The 17,727-nt window shown below is 63.0% G+C and carries 14 protein-coding genes; 5 read left to right on the plus strand and 9 right to left on the minus strand.

Going from position 1 to position 17,727, the window contains the following annotated elements; all coding sequences use genetic code 11:
* Positions 1–29: 29 nt before the first annotated feature.
* Positions 30–1,619 (minus strand): GMC family oxidoreductase, encoded by a 1,590-nt coding sequence (locus MU516_RS17265; RefSeq protein ID WP_260278503.1) that lies wholly within the window; start codon positions 1,617–1,619, stop codon positions 30–32.
* Between the two features lie 123 nt (positions 1,620–1,742).
* On the opposite strand from MU516_RS17265, the gene MU516_RS17270 reads away from it, so the two are divergent.
* Genes MU516_RS17270 through MU516_RS17285 form a run of 4 tightly spaced genes read left to right on the plus strand, consistent with a single transcriptional unit; the run spans position 1,743 to position 5,894 of the window.
* A complete protein-coding gene (locus tag MU516_RS17270; protein WP_260278504.1) occupies positions 1,743–2,981 on the plus strand; it encodes a TRAP transporter substrate-binding protein in 1,239 nt (412 codons plus the stop codon).
* Between the two features lie 55 nt (positions 2,982–3,036).
* Positions 3,037–3,705: a TRAP transporter small permease gene (locus MU516_RS17275; RefSeq protein WP_260278505.1), complete on the plus strand. Its 669-nt coding sequence runs from the start codon at positions 3,037–3,039 to the stop codon at positions 3,703–3,705.
* Positions 3,706–3,714: 9 nt separating this feature from the next.
* The gene (locus MU516_RS17280) at positions 3,715–5,073 is read left to right on the plus strand and encodes a TRAP transporter large permease (protein WP_260278506.1); all 1,359 of its coding nucleotides are present in this window, start codon (positions 3,715–3,717) and stop codon (positions 5,071–5,073) included.
* A 38-nt stretch (positions 5,074–5,111) separates the two neighbouring features.
* A complete protein-coding gene (locus tag MU516_RS17285; protein ID WP_260278507.1) occupies positions 5,112–5,894 on the plus strand; it encodes an IclR family transcriptional regulator in 783 nt (260 codons plus the stop codon).
* Positions 5,895–5,983: 89 nt separating this feature from the next.
* Here the strand turns inward: MU516_RS17285 and MU516_RS17290 are convergent, their stop codons facing one another.
* The 8 genes from MU516_RS17290 to sauS form a co-directional block, all read right to left on the minus strand.
* A complete protein-coding gene (locus MU516_RS17290; RefSeq protein ID WP_260278508.1) occupies positions 5,984–6,859 on the minus strand; it encodes a dimethyl sulfoxide reductase anchor subunit family protein in 876 nt (291 codons plus the stop codon).
* Positions 6,860–7,609 carry a 4Fe-4S dicluster domain-containing protein gene (locus MU516_RS17295; RefSeq protein ID WP_260278509.1) on the minus strand — a complete coding sequence of 250 codons (750 nt, stop codon included), beginning with the start codon at positions 7,607–7,609 and terminating at the stop codon, positions 6,860–6,862. It abuts the gene before it with no gap.
* On the minus strand, positions 7,606–10,395 hold the full coding sequence (locus tag MU516_RS17300; protein ID WP_260278510.1) for a molybdopterin oxidoreductase family protein: 2,790 nt from the start codon (positions 10,393–10,395) through the stop codon (positions 7,606–7,608). Before MU516_RS17300 ends, MU516_RS17295 begins: the two co-directional genes overlap by 4 nt.
* A gap of 22 nt (positions 10,396–10,417) precedes the next feature.
* A complete protein-coding gene (locus MU516_RS17305) occupies positions 10,418–11,914 on the minus strand; it encodes a tripartite tricarboxylate transporter permease (protein WP_260278511.1) in 1,497 nt (498 codons plus the stop codon).
* Between the two features lie 12 nt (positions 11,915–11,926).
* Complete coding sequence (locus MU516_RS17310; RefSeq protein ID WP_260278512.1) at positions 11,927–12,535, minus strand: tripartite tricarboxylate transporter TctB family protein; 609 nt, start codon at positions 12,533–12,535, stop codon at positions 11,927–11,929.
* A 15-nt stretch (positions 12,536–12,550) separates the two neighbouring features.
* A complete protein-coding gene (locus tag MU516_RS17315) occupies positions 12,551–13,507 on the minus strand; it encodes a Bug family tripartite tricarboxylate transporter substrate binding protein (protein WP_260278513.1) in 957 nt (318 codons plus the stop codon).
* Between the two features lie 76 nt (positions 13,508–13,583).
* Positions 13,584–15,113 (minus strand): AMP-binding protein, encoded by a 1,530-nt coding sequence (locus MU516_RS17320; protein ID WP_260278514.1) that lies wholly within the window; start codon positions 15,111–15,113, stop codon positions 13,584–13,586.
* Positions 15,110–16,519 (minus strand): acylating sulfoacetaldehyde dehydrogenase, encoded by a 1,410-nt coding sequence (gene sauS / locus MU516_RS17325; RefSeq protein ID WP_260278515.1) that lies wholly within the window; start codon positions 16,517–16,519, stop codon positions 15,110–15,112. The genes MU516_RS17320 and sauS overlap by 4 nt, the downstream gene beginning before the upstream one ends.
* 169 nt (positions 16,520–16,688) lie before the next feature.
* Here sauS and MU516_RS17330 point away from each other — a divergent pair, with 169 nt between their 5' ends.
* Positions 16,689–17,720, plus strand: a complete 1,032-nt coding sequence (locus tag MU516_RS17330) for a LacI family DNA-binding transcriptional regulator (RefSeq protein ID WP_311319119.1) — start codon at positions 16,689–16,691, stop codon at positions 17,718–17,720.
* Positions 17,721–17,727 lie beyond the last annotated feature (7 nt).

The following is a 17,727-nucleotide window of genomic DNA, read 5'->3' on the forward strand; positions in this document are numbered from 1 at the left end:
GACAAATCCTCCCTTTCTTCGATTGGTTGTCAGGCACCGCGCCTGCGATCCTCGCGCAGCAGGTCGGCGGCCTTCTCGCCGATCATGATCGCGGGGGCGTTGGTGTTGCCCGAGACGATCTCGGGCATGATCGAGCAATCGGCGACCCGCAGGCCACGGATGCCCTTGACGCGCAGCCTTTCATCCAGAACCGGGCCCATCGCGACCGTGCCCGTTGGGTGAAAAATCGTGCCGGCGGAATTGCGCACCCATTCCAGCAAGGCGGCATCGTCCTGCGCATCGGGACCCGGACGCATTTCGGCGGTGATCTTGCCGGAGAGCGGCCGTTCCCTGGCGATACTCCGGGCGATCTTCACGCCATCGACCATGGTCTGACAGTCGGTCTCGGTCGCGAGATAGTTCGGATGGATCGCTGGATAGACCGACGGATCCGCCGATTTCAGGCGGATGCTGCCCCGGCTTTCGGGCCGCAACTGGCAGACAGACATGGTGAAGGCCGAGAACGGATGGACGCCCTGGGTCGGGCTGTCGGCGGACCAGGGCTGGACATGGAACTGGATATCCGGCGTCGCGACACGGTCATTCGTGCGCATGAACCCGGTGGCCAGACTGGCGGCCATGCTCATCGGGCCCGCGCGGAACAGCGCATATTTCAGGGCGATCCGGGCTTGCTGCCACAGCTTGCGCACTTCGTCGTTCAGGGTCGGTTCATTGCAGGTATAAACCAGCCGGGCCTGAAGATGGTCTTGCAGACCCTGCCCCACACCGGCCAGATCGGCGACGACCGGGATGCCATGTTCGGCCAGATGCCCGGCCTCGCCGACACCTGAAAGCATCAGGATCTGCGGGCTGCCGATGGCACCGGCAGACAGGATGACCTCGCCCTTCACATCGATCCGCTGCACGGCGCCCGAGCGGTCGGAATATTCGACCCCGACGGCGCGCCCCCCTTCGATGATGACGCGGCGGGTCTGGGCGCGGGTGATGATGCGCAGATTCGGGCGCTTGCGGACCGGGTGGATATAGGCCACGGCTGCGGAACAGCGCCGACCCTTGCGGGTGGTCAGCTGAAAATATCCCACACCCTCCTGCGTGGCGCCGTTGTAATCGGGATTGAACGGATAGCCTGCGGCCTGTGCCGCCGCCACCCACGCATCGCAGATCGGCCGTGAAAGGCGCATGTCCGACACGTTCAGAGGTCCGCCGGCGCCATGAAACTCGTCAGCCCCGCGTTCCTGATTCTCGGCCCGCTTGAACAGCGGCAGGACATCGTCCCATGACCAGCCGGAAAAACCCATCTGCGCCCAACGGTCATAGTCCTGGGGCTGCCCCCGGACATAAAGCAGTCCGTTCAGCGACGACGACCCGCCCATGACCTTGCCACGGGGCCAGTCAAGCTGGCGCCCGTTCAGACCCGGATCGGGCTGGGTCCGATAACACCAGTCCACTGAAGGGTTGTTCATGGTCTTGAAATATCCGACCGGGATATGGATCCACGGATTCCAGTCCCACGATCCGGCTTCAAGCAGCGTGACCGTCACGCCGGGATCCTCAGACAGGCGATTTGCAAGCGCGCAACCGGCCGAACCCGCTCCGACCACAAGATAATCGGTTTCCAACTTATCCCTCCCACAAGACTGCGAATGACAGAAGACCGCAGATTCCTCTTGCAATGCGAACGTAAACAATTAGAAATGATACTACAAGTCTCAAAAATCGCATCTTTAGGGAGGAGGAGTGTGATGAAGGGAAGTATGGACACCATCCGCGGGCTTTCGCGCCGGGACGTTCTGCGCGTCGCGGGCCGGTTCGGACTGACATCCACGGCCATGGCGATAAGTGGTGCGGCAGGCCTTATGACGACCGCGGAACTGGCCAGCGCCGCCGAAAGCACCTATGAAAAGCGCTTCTCGAAGGAGCCGAAATACACGTTCAAGATGGGCGCGTCGGGCTTCAATGCCCGCAACCTGCTGATCGAACGCACGGGGTTCCTGGAATTCGCCCGGGATCTGGAAGAACGTACCGACGGCGAGATCCGGATCGAATTCATCGGCGACAACCAGATCTGCGGCCAGCTTGATTGCGTCGAGAAGACCCAGCTTGGCGTCGTCGAATTCTTCGCGGCCTCGACCCAGAACTCAGCCGGGGTGGCGCCGTATTACAACGTGCTGGACTTTGCCTACATGTTCCCGACCCGGGCGTCGCAGTATCATTTCCTTTACAGCCCTGAAAGCCAGCGGATCCTGCGCGATCCACTGGAAAAGCGGCATGGGATCAAGTTCCTGTTCTCGCATTGCGAACTGCGGGGAATCCAGTTGGGTCTGAAATGGAAGGACCGCGATCTGGTCACCAGCATCGACCAGCTGGCAGGCACGAAGAACCGCGTCACCGGCACTCAACTGGGCCGGATCGCGATGCAGCTGATGAACCTGAATCCGGTGCCGGTGGCATGGGAAGAGACGATCGACGGGTTGAAACAGGGGCTGATCGACGGGGCCGAGACTTGGGCCTCGGCCGTGGCCTATGCCAACATGACTCCGGTGGTCAGCCAGTCCGTCGATCTTCGCTTTTTCTGCGGCACCGAACATTGCGCGATGTCGTCCAAGGTCTTCGACGCGCTGGAACCGCATCTGCAGGATGCGGTGATGGAATCCGCCTATCTGGCGCAGGTGCATGCGCAAGCCGCGAACGAGGCCGCGCTGATCAAGACGGTCGGCTTCTCGGACCCTCAGATGCCCGGGACATTGTTCGCCGAACACGGCGTTCGCTGCGCTTTCCTGTCCGACGAAGAACGTCGCAAGGCCGAAGAGATGTGCTCGCCCGAGTTCAACCCCGATCCGTGGAGCCAGTGGCGCGAGCGACTGATGCAGTGGTCGGGCGGCATCGACACCTATGACGAGATCTATCGCATCGCGCGCGAGATCCCGGCGGACATGAAGCCCGAAAACGTCGAGCCGCGCCGCTGGTGGCGGTCGGCCTGATTGCAACACGGCGACGTCCGTTCAAGGGCGTCGCAATCGGGGGGGAATTCTTATCATGGCAAGCATATTTGCCGATCTGGGCACGATCCTTTCCGCGCTGGCGACGCGGGATTCCTGGGAAATCAACACCGCACTTGGCCAACCCGCGGCGTGGCTGTTCGGGTTGATGGTGATGTCTGTCGGTGCGGCGCTTATCCTGGCGCTGTTCCGGGCTGTTCCGGTTCTGGATCGGCACCTTGAACGCGTGTTGATGGTCGCTGTCTACCTGGCCATTGCCGCGATCATCTTCGTCGAGGTGATCCGCCGTTTCGTCTTCAGCCTGCAAGAACCCTGGTCCACGACCCTGCCGCCCTATCTGTTCCTGCTGCTGACCTGGTTCGGCTGCGCGTTCAACGTGAAGCTGCGCGCGCATCTGGCCTTCAGCGAGTTCCGCAGCCGCATGGGGCGCGGCGGGCAGTTGGGCTGCCTGGTGGTCGACAACCTGCTTTGGCTGGGCATGGCCTGGATCGCGGTCACGACGACGTTGCGGCTGGCCGCAAACTCGGCCTCGAATTTCCAGATCCTGCTGGGAACCGATCACGTCATGGTCTGGTGGTTCGTGATCCTTGTGCCCGTCTCGTTCACCATCCTCGCCGCTCGTGCGGTCGAAAACCTGTTCGAGGATCTGCGCCGCTTTCGCACGGGTGCGCCGCTGATCGAACTGACCACCCTGGGCGACAGCTGAGAGGCCAAAATGACCGATTCCACGTGGATCACACTAATTTCGCTGGCCGTGACAGGTCTGTTCATGCTGGGCGTGCCGGTCTTTCTGGTCATCGCCTACTGGGTCATCGGCTGCTCGATCGTCCTGGGGATGACCTTCGACAATATCGGCGCGGCGCTGACCTATGCGTTTTCCAACGGCTTCGCGCTGCTGGCCATGCCGTTGTTCATCCTGACCGGCGACCTGATCAACAAGGCCGGCATCGCGCGACGCCTGTCGGATTTCGCCTACGCGGTCCTGGGCTGGCTGCGCGGCGGGCTTGCGATGGCCGCCATCGGGGCGTGTGGGCTGTTCGCCGCCATTTCGGGTTCGAACTCCGCGACGACCGCCACGATCGGGTCGATGATGCATCCCGAGATGGTGAAGGGGGGCTATGATACGCGCTTTGCGGCCGCGACAGCTGCGGCTGGCGGGACCGTCGGCATCATCATCCCGCCATCGATCATCTTCATCGTCTATGGCTTCCTGATGAACCTGCCGATTTCGGATCTTTTCGTCGCAGGGATCATCCCCGGCATCATGATGGTCGTCGCGATGCAGGTGGTCTGCTGGATTGTATCGCGATACAACCGCTGGGGCCATATCATCCGCTTCGATATCGGCCGAGTGCTGCGGACCGCCTTCGGTGCGTGGCTTGGGTTCTTTGCCATCGGCCTGGTCCTGTGGGGCATCTACACCGGCAAGTTTTCCCCGACCGAGGCTGCGGCGGTCACCGTCGGCTTCTGCGTCATCGTCGGCATTCTCAGCCGCTGGCTGTATCCGCTGGTCGCCTCGGGCATGGACGAAGACGGCCGGCCCCGGACCTACACCGCCAGCATTCTGGTTGAAGGGTTTCAGATAAGGGATCTGCCCTCGATCACCATGCGATCCGCCCAGATCACCGGAATTCTTGCGCCCCTGATCGGGATTTCCGTGGTCATGCAGCAGATCCTGTCGCTGCTTGGTGCCCAGGATGCGATCGGAACCTGGGTCGCCGGACTGGGCGGTTACTGGATCGTGCTGGCGGCGTCGATGGCGATCATCTTCATCGGCGGAATGGTTCTGGAAAGCCTTCCGGTCACCATCATCCTGGCACCGATCCTGGCTCCGCTGGCGGCGGCGAACGGGATGGACCCGGTGCATTTTGCCGTGATCTTCCTGGTCGGCGCATCGATCGGCTTCGTCACGCCGCCCTACGGGCTGAACCTCTATGTCGCCTCCAGCGTCACGGGGGTTCCCTACATGCGGTTGCTGCGCTATGCGCTTTACTATCTTGCGGCTCTGCTGACCGTCTGGATTCTTGTCGCCGTGACACCATCGCTGACGACAATCCTGCTTCCCTCACGCTGAGGCGACATGCGGTGGCGCTGATTGTGTGGACAGGGGATATGGACAGTATCGGCCGCGAAGATGACGCAAGCACCGACAAGGCGCCGCAGAACAACCTGCGACCGCTTTATATCCTGAAGACCGTGGCCGAGGCGGCGGCGCCGCTGTCCGCGCTTGAGATCGGTCAGGCGCTGGACCTTCCCAAGCCCACCATCCACCGCCTGCTTCAGACGCTCGAGGACGATGGATGGCTGATGCGGGATCTTGGCGGTCGCGGTTTCGTCGCCGGTCACCTGCTGAGACGGCTGGCGGCGAATACCTTCAGCGGTCCGGGCCTGCGCCGCGAACGCATGGCGATCCTTCAGCGTCTGGCAAGCGAGGTTGGCGAAACCTGCAATATCTCGATGCCCGAAGGAGATGCGATGGTCTATGTCGATCGCGTCGAGACCCACTGGCCGCTGCGCATCCGACTGCCGATCGGAAGCCGGGTGCCGCTGCACTGCACAGCATCCGGCAAGACCTACATGGCCACATTGCCGCAATCGCAATTGTCGCGCCTGCTGCGCCGTGTGACGCTGACCGCACAGACCCCGCACACGATCACCGAACGAGACGCGCTGGTCGCCGAGCTGAAGACGACAAGGGAACGTGGCCACGCCGAAGACGCCCAGGAAATGATCGAGGGCATGATCGCCCTGGCGGTGCCGATCAGCGACAATCTTGGCAGGGTCTTCGGAACGCTTTCCTTTCATGCGCCGGTCCAGCGCCTGACGCTGGATGACGCAAGACTGCACCTGCCGCTGTTGACGAGGACGGCCGCAGAATTGGCAGAGACGGTCTGATCAGCACGGGCCTTCCGGCAGCTGTCACTCAGGCAAAGGGCGATATGCCCCTGCGGAAGGTCCTTTGCGATTGGCGCTGATGGCCGAAACTAGGCTGCGGCCGCTTCACGCCCGTAATACAGCTGCACCACGTGTCGCGCCTCGGCGAAGAACAGCCAGCGCGACACGAACACACCCAACAGATGCAGCGCAAAGGCCAAACCGAAGGCGATCGGGTGCGCGCCGATCAGCAGCGTGATCGCAGGCAGGACCGAGATCAGGCAGATGCAGATCACCCGCAGCTTGGCAGCATGGCGCCGGGCGACCTGAAAGCCGAATTCCTGCAGCAGATAGTTCGTTCCGCTATGCGGGGATTCGAACATGCGGATCTGTCCATGCAGACCGGTTGCCGAGTTCATGTCGTGGCCCCTTTGCGCGAAGCGGCCGTCACCGGACATCCAGCAGAAAACCTGCAACGGCCCCAGAGCGATCAACAGGATCAGGGCAAGGCTCCAGGTTGCTGACAGGATCGCACCGGCGGTCAGCGCGCAGGCGATGAAATAGGTCGGAGTCAGCGGCGAATTCCAGCGCGGAACTGTCTTCATCTGGGCATAGATCATCGAGGTCACGAAGACCGTCGCGACGGAAAGGGCTGCTCCGATTACGCCCAGGATCGGCGGGATCGACCCGAAGAAGATCGCCGAGATGGCGAAAACCGCCATGATCAGCAGTGTCGCGACCGAAGCCCAGCCTTCGCGCGACAGCCAGCTGGTGCGCCACTGCGTGAAGGCCAGCAATCCGCGCTGCGGATTGCCCAAGTGGAAGACCGATGAGACAAGCCCCCCCACCGCCATCGCGAAGGCCAGCGCGAATTGCCAGAAGGCCGGCCAGCCGGTGGAGGCCGCCCCCAGCCCCAGAAAGGCCAGATAGCCAAACCCCGCGCCCGACAGCACGGTAAAGAGAATGACGGAAGGTGCAGGATGCATTCAGATCTTCTCCAGCGTGCGGTCGAGCCAGGCAAGAAAGCCGGTCGCATCGCGCCGTTCTGTCGGCAAGACGGGCGCCGTGGCGACGCCGCCCGTCAACCGATCCTTCGGACGCGGTGGCAGGTATTTGTTCACCGGCTTGGTGCCCTGTTCCGGCATCAGGTCAAAGCCGCCGCGTTCCGCGACCAGCTGGCTGACGGCACTGTCCGGATCGCCCAGATCGCCGAAATGCCGCGCGCCTGCCGGGCAGGTGCGCACGCAAGCCGGAACGCGATCCACCTCTTCCAGATTTTCGTTGTAGATGCGGTCCACGCAGAGGGTGCATTTCTTCATCACGCCCTCGGCCTGGTCCATCTCGCGCGCGCCGTAGGGGCAGGCCCAGGCGCAGAGGCCGCAGCCGATGCAGGCATCCTCGTTCACCAGCACGATCCCATCCTCGGCGCGCTTGTAGCTGGCGCCGGTGGGACAGACGGTCACGCAAGGTGCATCCTCGCAATGCAGGCAAGATTTCGGGAAATGCACTGTCTGGGCACAGCCGCCCCCTTCGGGCTGGATCTCGTAGCTGTGGACACGATTGAGGAAGGTGCCCACGGGGTCCGCGCCATATGCGTCCATATCCGACAGGGGCGCGCCGTAGTTCTCGGTATTCCAGCCCTTGCAGCTGATGACACAGGCATGGCAGCCGACGCAGGTATCGAGGTCGATCACCAAGCCCAGCTTGCGCTCAATCCGTTCCGGAAGTGCGGTCATTTGCCCACCTTCCAGCGCAGGTTGCGCGGGCCGCGGCCGACCGGAGACGCCATGGCGCCCATGTCCGGATCCGTCTCGTGCTGCGCCGGCATCTTTTCTATCTTGACGCGCAGGTCGAACCACGCGGCCTGACCGGTAATCGGGTCGGAATTCGACCAGCGCATCCCGTCGCCGCGGGGCGGCTGCAATTCATGGATGAGGTGGTTCAAGAGAAAGCCTTTCGTTGCCTCGGGCGCGTCCTTGTCCAAGGCCCACGCCCCCTTGCGCTTGCCGATCGCGTTCCAGGTCCAGATGGTGCTGCCGTTCAGGCCGGCATGCAGCGCGACCGGCACGGTGATTGCCCCGTGGATCGAACTGACGCGCGCCCAATCACCGTCGGCAAAGCCATGCGAATCCCAAATCTCGCGCGGCACATACATCGGGTTCCGGCCGTGGATCTGCCGCAGCCACGCGTTCTGGCTGCCCCAGGAATGATACATCGCCATCGGACGCTGGGTCAGGGCGTGGATCGGATATTCCTCGGGATCGGCGTGGCCGTCCTCGAACGGCGCATACCAGATCGGCAGCGGGTCCATCACCTTGCGGATCTGGTCGCGCAGATGATCGGGCGGCTGGCGGTCGCCATGGCCCTCGGCCGCGCGCTGGAACTTGCGCATCGGTTCGACATAGAGGTTGAACAGATAGGGCTGCGGCGCATCATAAAGGCCCATGCCGACAGCCCAATCCTGATAGGCCATGTTCCACGGCTTGTAGAAATCCGCGCCTTCCGGAATATGCGAGACGAAAAAGCCGCCATTGTCGATATAGCGCTTCAACTGATCGGGGTTTGGCGTCCCGCGTCCCACCTGTTCACCGTCGCCCCGAAACCCGGCCAGCGGGCCGACGCCCGGCTTGCGTTCGTGATTGACGATATAATCCGCGTAATCCTGCCATTTCGGGCTGCCGTCTTCATGAACAAAGCCCGGCAACTCCATCAGGTTGGCCAGCTGGATCAGGGCGGTCTGGAACCCGCGAACATCGCGGTCCGGTTCGACCACCGGCCAGCGGATCGCGTCCGCCGCAGCGTCGGCCTCGCAGATCGGACGGTCCAGCAGGCTGATGCAATCGTGGCGTTCCAGATATGTCGTATCGGGCAGGACTAGATCGGCATAGGCCACCATCTCGGACGAATAGGCGTCGGAATAGATGATCCGGGGGATCACATAGTCGCCGTTCTCGTCGGTGTCGGTCAGCATCTTCATGACGCCGCCCGTATTCATCGACGAATTCCACGACATGTTCGCCATGTACATGAACAGCGTGTCGATCCGGTAGGGATCGCCGGCATGGGCGTTCGAGATCACCATATGCATCAGCCCGTGCGCCGACATCGGATTTTCCCAGGTAAAGGCCTTGTCGATCCGTGCCGGGCTGCCATCCGCCTTCAGCGCCAGATCTTCGGGACCATGGACAAAGCCCAGATGCGGGCCGTCCAGCGGCATATCTGGCGTGGTCTTGCAATGCGGTTTCGGATGCGCCGTGGCAGGTTTCGGATAGGGCGGCTTGAAGCGGAACCCGCCCGGAACCTCGACCGAACCCAGAAGGATCTGCAGGACATGCAGCGCCCGGCAGGTCTGGAAACCATTGGAATGCGCCGAGATCCCGCGCATCGCGTGAAACGCGACGGGGCGACCTGTCATCTTCTCGTGCCGCTCGCCCCGGAAATCGGTCCAGGCCTGGTCCAGCGTGATCGCCTCGTCAAAGGCCACGCGCGCGATTTCCGCCGCGACAGCCCGGATACGGGGTGCGGCTATTCCGCAGCGGTCTGCAACGGCCTCGGGTGCGTATTCGGGCTTCAGGTAACGCTCGGCCATCAGCTGCATCACCGTGCGATGGCCGGGATGGCTGGCGTTCAGGTCGGGGCGCACGCCCTTCTCATCGAACGGTCTCAGATGACCGGTCGCGCGGTCGATCACCAGCGTCTTGCCTCCGTCATCGCGCAGGAACAATCCGGTCTCGTCATCGACCAGCAACGGCGCATCGGTATAGCGCGCCAGGTAATCGAGGTCGATCTTGCCCGCCTCCATCAGGCAATGAACCAGCGACAGGATCAGCAGGCCATCCGTGCCCGGCGTGATGCCCAGCCATTCATCGGCCACCGCGTTATAGCCCGACCGGATCGGGTTCACGCCGATGATCCGCGCGCCACGAGCCTTCAACTTGCCAATGCCCATCTTGATGGGGTTGCTGTCATGGTCCTCGGCCACGCCGAACAGCATGAACAGCTTGGCGCGATCCCAGTCGGGCTGGCCGAATTCCCAGAACGCACCGCCCATCGTATAGATGCCCGCCGCCGCCATGTTCACCGAACAGAACCCGCCATGCGCGGCATAATTGGGTGTGCCGAAGGCCTGCGCCCAGAAGCTGGTAAAGCTTTGCGACTGATCGCGACCGGTGAAGAAGGCCAGCTTCGAAGGGTCGGATTTCCGGATCGGGGTCAGCCATTCCCTGGCAAGGCCCAGGGCCTCGTCCCACGAGATTTCCTTAAACTCGCCCGAGCCGCGCGGGCCGACGCGGCGCAGCGGTGCGCGCAGTCGCGCCGGCGCATTGACCTGCATGATCCCGGCCGAGCCCTTGGCGCACAGCACGCCCTTGTTCACCGGATGGTCGCGATTACCCTCGATATAGGCGACGCGGCCCTCCTTCATGTGAACGTTGATGCCGCAGCGGCAGGCGCACATGTAGCAGGTGGTCTTGCGGATCTCGTCCGAAACCTTGGGCGAGGTGTCGATCCATGGCTGATTCATGATTGCTCCTTGGGTCGCCCGCTTATGCGGGCTGCCGTTTGATGCGCGATCTGACAGACGGCCACAGCGACCACAGCACGAAGATCAGGGCGAGAAACAGGATCGTCGCGCTGATCGGGCGGGTGAAGAAGACCGTGTAATCCTGCCGGGAATTGGCGACCGCGGTCAGGAAGTAACGCTCGGCCAGGGGGCCCAGGATCACGCCCAGAACCATCGGCGCCGACGGAAAGCCGACGCGCTTCATCGCCCAGCCTATGACGCCGAAAATCAGGCAGACATGCACATCGAAGATATTGTTCCTGACACCGTAGGCTCCGATCAGGCTGAGGATCACGATGAACCCGGCAAGGATCGCCGGCGGCGTCCGCATCAGGGTCGAAAACATCTGTGCCACGCCCACGCCCGCACCTATCATCAGCACGTTGGCAATGATCATCGCGGCGAAGATCGTATAGACCATCGACGGATCCATGATGAACAGCAGCGGGCCGGGATTGACGCCCTGCAGCATCATCGCGGCCAGCATGATCGCGGTCGCCGCGCTGCCGGGAATGCCAAGTGTCAGCAGCGGAACCATCGCGGCGCCGGTGGTGGCGTTCTTGGCGGCCTCGGGCGCCGCCAGCCCGGCCTCGACGCCGGTGCCGAATTCCTTGCCGCGCGGATTGATCTGCTTTTCGACCCCGTAGGCGATGACCGCGCCTGGCGTGGCGCCCGCGCCCGGAATGACCCCGATCATGCAGCCAAGGCCCGTGCCCCGCGCAATGGCGCCCTTGACGTTCCAGATGTCGCGAAAACTGGCACCGGCCATCTTGCCGTCCGCCTTCTTGGGCCGCAGATCGCGGTCGGTGGCGACCAGATCGACGACCTCGCCGATGGCGAACAGGCCGATCATCACGACGACGAAGCGGATGCCGCTTTCGACTTCGGGAATCCCGAAACTGAACCGGGCCTGCCCGTAAAGCGGATCGACACCGACGGTCCCGATGGCCATGCCGCTGAGCAGCGAGATCATCGTGATGATCGGCTTGTCCTTGGCGATGGCGATGACGCTGACCAGCCCAAGGACCGTGGCCGCGAAGAACTCGGGCTGCGAAAACTTCATCGCGAACTTGGCGAAGGGTGCGGACAGGAAGGTCAGCATCAGGGCGCTGGCCAGACCGCCGACGGCCGAGGCCGTCACCGCGATGGTCAGCGCGCGCTTGACCTGACCTTTCTTGGTCATCGCATAGCCGTCCCAGGTGGCCGGCAGCGAGGCCGGCGTGCCGGGAACGTTGATCATGATGGCCGAGATCGATCCGCCAAAGACGCCGCCGACATAGATGCCGCCCAGAAACAGCATCGCGTGGGTCACATTCATCGCATAGGTAAAAGGCAGCGCCATCGCCATGGCGTTGACGAAGGAAATGCCCGGCAGGGCACCCGCGATCACGCCGACCAGAAGGCCGACAACGACCGTCAGGAACGCGCCGATCTGGAATGCCGATGCGAACCCGGCGAACAGAAGATCTATGGTCTGCATGGTCGCGCCCCCTTAGTAGATGCCCAATAGTTGCAGCAAAGCGACGCTGAACTGGTCGAAGATGCCGACACCCCGGCTGAGCGGCATCAGCGCAAGACCCATGAACATCCACAGCAGCGCGATCGTGCCCAGGGTCGGGACCAGAACCAGGACGAACGGGTTTCGAAGCCCGCCATACAGGCACCAGATCAGCAGGAACCCCGCGCAGGCGATGGCGAAGCCGACATAGGGCAGCAACCATCCGAAGGCGATCACAAGGCCGATCCCAACCAGCGCCTTGCCATAGTGATAGACATCCTCGTCATGGGGGGCCGAGAGGCTGGTCGAGACTCGCCACTTGACCAGCCCCCAGACTTCGATCGCAAGCCAGATCGACGAGAAGACACCCAACAGCAGCAGAACCACGTTCGGCCAGGCCGCCGGACCAAGGCCGGGCACGTCCGGTCGTCGGTCGCCGGTGAACATGAAGGCGGGCAGCACCAGTGCCGCGACCAGCAACATCGCCGGTACCGCCACCGGGATCAGCCGCGCCATCGCCTTGCCACGGCCGCCCTGCGCCGCCACGTGTTTCGGTTCCGCGTCGCGCCAGGACGCGCGGTCGTCTCGCGCCTTCTCGACCATCGCCATCGTCCTGCCTCAGCTTGCCAGCTGATCCGTGATCAGCTGAAGGAAGTCCTGGACCATCTTCTGCGCATCCTCGCCGGTAACCGGCTCGATGCAACTATAGGTCTCGGCGCAGAATTTCTGCCATTCCTCGCTGGCGACCGATTCCTCGACCGCCGATTGCAGTTTTTCGACGATGGCGGGGTCGGTTCCGGCGCGCACCGCGACCGTGCGGAAATTGTCCAGCCCCGAAATTTCGTATCCCAGTTCGGTCGAGGTGGGGACATCCGGAAAAGCCGGGTGCCGTTCCTCGGAGAACACGACCAGCGGTTTCAACTGTTCGGCCTTCAGGAACTGTGCGACATCGCCCGGTTCTTCATAAAGGACTGCGGTATGGCCGCCGATGGGCGATGCATAGCGCTCTCCCGGCGACTGGAACGGTACGTTCTCCATCTGAACCCCGTCCTTGGCCAGCAGTTTCAGCGTGACGTCGTCCTGCGTTCCATACCCCGAGGTCGCCACCGTCAGTTCGCCCGGATTTTCCTTTGCATAGGCGAAAAGATCTTCAGCGGTCTGATAAGGGCTGGAGGCGGGCACGAACAGAAACGACGGCGAATTCTGCACGACGGCGAGCACCTCGAAATCATCGACGCTGCTATCGCCCAGCCCCGATGCCCACGAGGCCACCGTCAGCGAAATCAGCGTGCCGATCGTGTACCCATCCGGCGCGTCGGTCTTGAGCCGGGTCAGGCCGGCATTCCCGGATGCGCCCGCCACGTTCGAGATCGGGATCGAGACGCCAAGCGGCTTTTCCATCAACCGGCCCATCTGCCGGCCCATCAGGTCCGCGCCGCCTCCAGGACCGAAGGTCACGACCATCTCGATCGGACGCTGCGGATAGTCCTGCGCGCTGGCCATCCCGGCCGAGGCGATCAGTGCCGCCGTGCTTGCGCCGGTCAGTGCATATGTCAGTAAGGCTTTGTAGGACATCGGTTTCTCCTCCCGTTACGACCGTTGCTTTTTTGCTGTCCCGTCCTCTCCTCCCAAAGCGGACGGGCTTGCGGTCTTATTCGGTCATCTGTGCCAGCCGCAGGCGTTGAATCTTTCCGGACGGGCCTTTCGGCAGTTCGGCCATCAGGTGAATAACATCGGGCGATTTGAACTTGCCCAGGCGGTCCTCGCAAAGTTGCGTCAGCTCTTCGATCCTCAGCCCTGATCCGGGCCGCAGGGCCACTGCCGCCTCGACGCGTTCACCGTAGCGGGCGCATTTGCGGGCGAAGGCTGCGGCCTCGATCACATCCGGATGGGCATATAGCGCCTCGTCTATTTCGCGCGGGGCGATGTTCTCGCCGCCCTTGATGATCAGTTCCTTCAACCTGCCGGTCACGAAGACATATCCGTCCTTGTCGATCCGGCCCAGATCGCCCGTGCGCAGCCAGCGATCAGCGGTCAGCGCAGCCGCAGTAGCCTCGGGGTTGTCCAGATAGCCGCGCATGACATTGGGGCCGCGCACGCAGATCTCTCCCTCGGTTTCCGGCGGCAGGGGACGCATCTCGGCATCCATGATCGCCACCTCGTTGCCCACGCCCTGACCGGGCGAGCCGATCTTGCGCATGCCGGGCGGCAGCGGGTTCGACAGGATCTGCGCGGCGGTTTCGGTCAGGCCCATCGTCTCGACGATCGGGATACCGAAGCGCTGCTCGAACGCGCTTTGCACCTCGACGGCCAGCGCGGACGAGGCGGATCGGCCGAACCGGATTCGCGACCGCGTGGTCAGATCCGGTGTCCTCTCGCCATGCAGCAGATGCGAGATGATGGTGGGCACGACCGAAAACCACGTCGCGCGATATTCCTCGCACAGCGACCAGAACCGACCTGCCGAAAATCGTTCGCAGACGATTGCGATCCCGCCCGCGATCAGCGGACCCATGATCGTCACGCACAGCCCGTTGATATGATAGATCGGCAGCACGCACATCGCGCGGTCCGCCTCGGTCAGGTGATGCGCCGCGGTTGTCGTCCAGCCTCCGGCCAGCAGGCTGGCATGACTGTGCAGCACGCCCTTGGGTCGCCCGGTCGTGCCGGATGTATACATCAGCAATGCGTCATCGTCGGCGTCATGCGGATGCGGCGCGGCGGCCACCAGACCCGCAGGCCAGGCAAAGCCGCCGGTCCCGGCAGTCACGACCATGGGCTTGTTCTCGTTGCCGACCAGCGCGCGGTCCAGCAGATCGCGCTGCGTTTCGGCGACCAGGACGATCTTCGCGCCCGAATGCGACAGCGCATAGCCAATGGCATCGGCGCCCGCGACAAGGTTGATCATCGTCGCCCGGAACCCGCCATAGAGAGCCCCGAACAGTCCCAGCACCGCATTGCGCCCATTGGGCATCATCAGCGCGACGCTGTCGCCCTTCGCGATCCCCATCCCGGCCAGATTGCCGGCTATCTCGGCGGCGCGGTCGCGCAACGCGGCCCAGCTCAGCGTGCTGTCATCGTCGGGAAAGACATGGCTGATCTGCTGCGCCTCGTTCTCGGCGCGAAAATCCAGCCAGTCGCGGGTCGTCCCGCCCGGTGGCAGGTCCGGATCGAACCTCATTTGCCGACCTCAGCCCAGTATTCGGAAAAGATATCCTCCAGCGCCGGTTCACGTGGGGCAATGGGCCGAACCACGCGGGTATGCTGCAGATAGTGCCGCCAATGCAGGTTCGCATCGATCGAGTTGCCACCCCAGGAACCGCACCCCATCGACAGAGAGAAGGGCAGACCATTGTCGAACGCCCCGCCGGTGGCAAAGCAATGCGCCTGGTTGACGATGACCCGGCAGACCGGCAAGGCGCGGCCCATCGCGACGGGCCGTTCAGCATCGTCGGAATGCAACCCGACGGAATGGCCGGCGCCCTGATGGTCAAGGATCCGGCGTGCGATGGCGGTCGCATCGTCGAAATCGCGGGCCCGGTATAGGGCGACGACGCGGCTCAGCTTTTCGCCGGACAATGGATGTGCCGGCCCTATCCCATCGGTCTCGACAGCCAGAAAGCTGATCCCTTCGGGAACGGTTCCCGTCAGGCCCAGCTTTTCGATCATGACATCGGCATCCTTCGCGATGATCTCGCGGTTCAGATGCCCGTCGGGCCACAGTCTCGCGACGATACCGCCGGCTTCGGCGGCAGATACCACGGCACCGCCCGCGGCCGCCATCGCAGCGACGAAATCGTCATACACCGCATCGACCACGATCAGGGCATTTTCGGACGAACACGAGGTCGCATTGTCAAAGGTCTTCGATGCGGCGATCTTGGTGGCGGCGGCGGCCAGATCAGCCGTCTCGTCCACGATAACCGCGACATTGCCCGCGCCGACGCCGATGGCCGGTGTGCCGCTTTCATAGGCGCGGCGGACATTGTCCTGACTGCCCGTGACGATCGCCAGATCGCAGGTTTCCAGAAGACGCTGGGTCTTCGCCTTGCTGCCGGGCGCCGGCAGCATCTGCACCAAGCGCTTGTCCTCGCCGATCTTGTCGAACTCGGCATGGATGAAATCCAGCAGCATCTCGCAGCAGGCAACCCCCTTGGGCGACGGCGACAGGATGATCGCATTGCCGCATTTCAGTGCGTTGATGATATTGTTCGCCGGGGTAGCGGCCGGATTGGTCGAGGGCACGACAGCCCCCACCACGCCGATGGGCCGGGCGATTTCGACGATTCCGGTGGCGTGGTCGTCCGACAGGATACCGTAGGTCGGAACGCCGCTGATGTCGCGCATCAGACCCAGTGTCTTGCGGTGGTTCTTGGTAATCTTGTCGGCGACATTTCCAAGCCCGGTCGTCTCGACCGCCAGTTCGGCCAGACGCCGGTTGCGTCCAGGCTCCATGATCGCCCAGGCCGCCGCCTGCGCCGCGCGATCGTAACGCGCCTGGCTGCCTTCGGCTTCGAACACGGCCTGAGCATCGCGCGCATCGGCCATGACCGCATCGACCGAAAGGATATCATTCGAAATATTCATATTCGTCACACGCTTTCCGAAAAGCCATGGACGCCGACGCGTGCGCCGGTGGTCCTCCCTGGTGTGCGACCCCGCAACTCCTCGATTGCCGGATCACGATTTTCACGATAGGACATGAAAATAGTCTTGCAAATGTTTTCATAAAATATCCGCAATAGGGCTAAAACTGTTGAAAAAACAGAGTGATAAACCTGATATTGTTTCCGTAGCACGTCTTGCTGGCGTGTCGGCTGCCACCGTTTCGCGGGCGCTGAATCACCCCGATCTGGTTCATCCGGCGACCCGGAAGAAGATCGATCTGGCGATTCGGAAGTCCGGCTATATCCGCAATCGGGCCGCCCAGACGATCCACGGCCGGCGCAGCGCCACGATAGGACTGATCGTTCCGACGATCGCCAATGTCATCTTCGCCGAGCTGGTCCAGGCCTTCAACGACGCGGTCAGCCAGCAAGGCTTCACCCTGCTTCTGGCATCCCACGGCTATGATCTGGCGACCGAATATGCGCTGGTGCGCAAGCTTCTGGAACACCGCGTCGATGCGCTTGCGCTGATCGGGCTGGATCATGGCGAAGATACATATCGGGTGTTGCGCGAACAGGGGCTGCCGGCGCTGGCCATCTGGAATTATGATCCAGTCTCGACGATCTCCTGCCTCGGGATAGACAATGCCGAGGCGGGGCGGATTGCCGCCAGCCATCTTCTGATGCTGGGCCATCGCCGGATCGCGACGATCTTCCCCGATACGGGCGAGAATGACCGGGCCCGATCACGGCGGTCGGCGGCCCAGGCAACCCTGAAGGCCGCAGGGCTTGGTGATCGCGCCGACTGGCAGATACAGACGCCCTACAATACCGGCCAGGCCAAGCGGGCCAGCCTGGAACTGCTGGCCTCTGTCGACCGGCCGACCGCGCTGTTGTGTGGCAATGACGTGATCGCACAGGGGGCGTTGTATGCCGCGCTTAAGCTGGGGCTGAAGGTGCCCGGGGATCTGTCCATCATCGGCATCGGCGATTTCGTCGGCTCGGCCGAGTTGGAGCCACCGTTGACCACGATCCGCATCCCGGCGCGCCGGATCGGGGCGGCAGCAGCGGATCATCTGGTGGCAGCGGTGGACAGCGAATCCGAAGACGCGATGATCCGCACGTGTTTCGAATGCGAGCTGATCATGAGGGCCACCACGGCAACCCCTCCGGTCGGATAAGCAGCCA

It is taken from the genome of Paracoccus maritimus (assembly GCF_025195095.1).
In the GTDB taxonomy this organism is placed as follows: domain Bacteria; phylum Pseudomonadota; class Alphaproteobacteria; order Rhodobacterales; family Rhodobacteraceae; genus Paracoccus; species Paracoccus maritimus.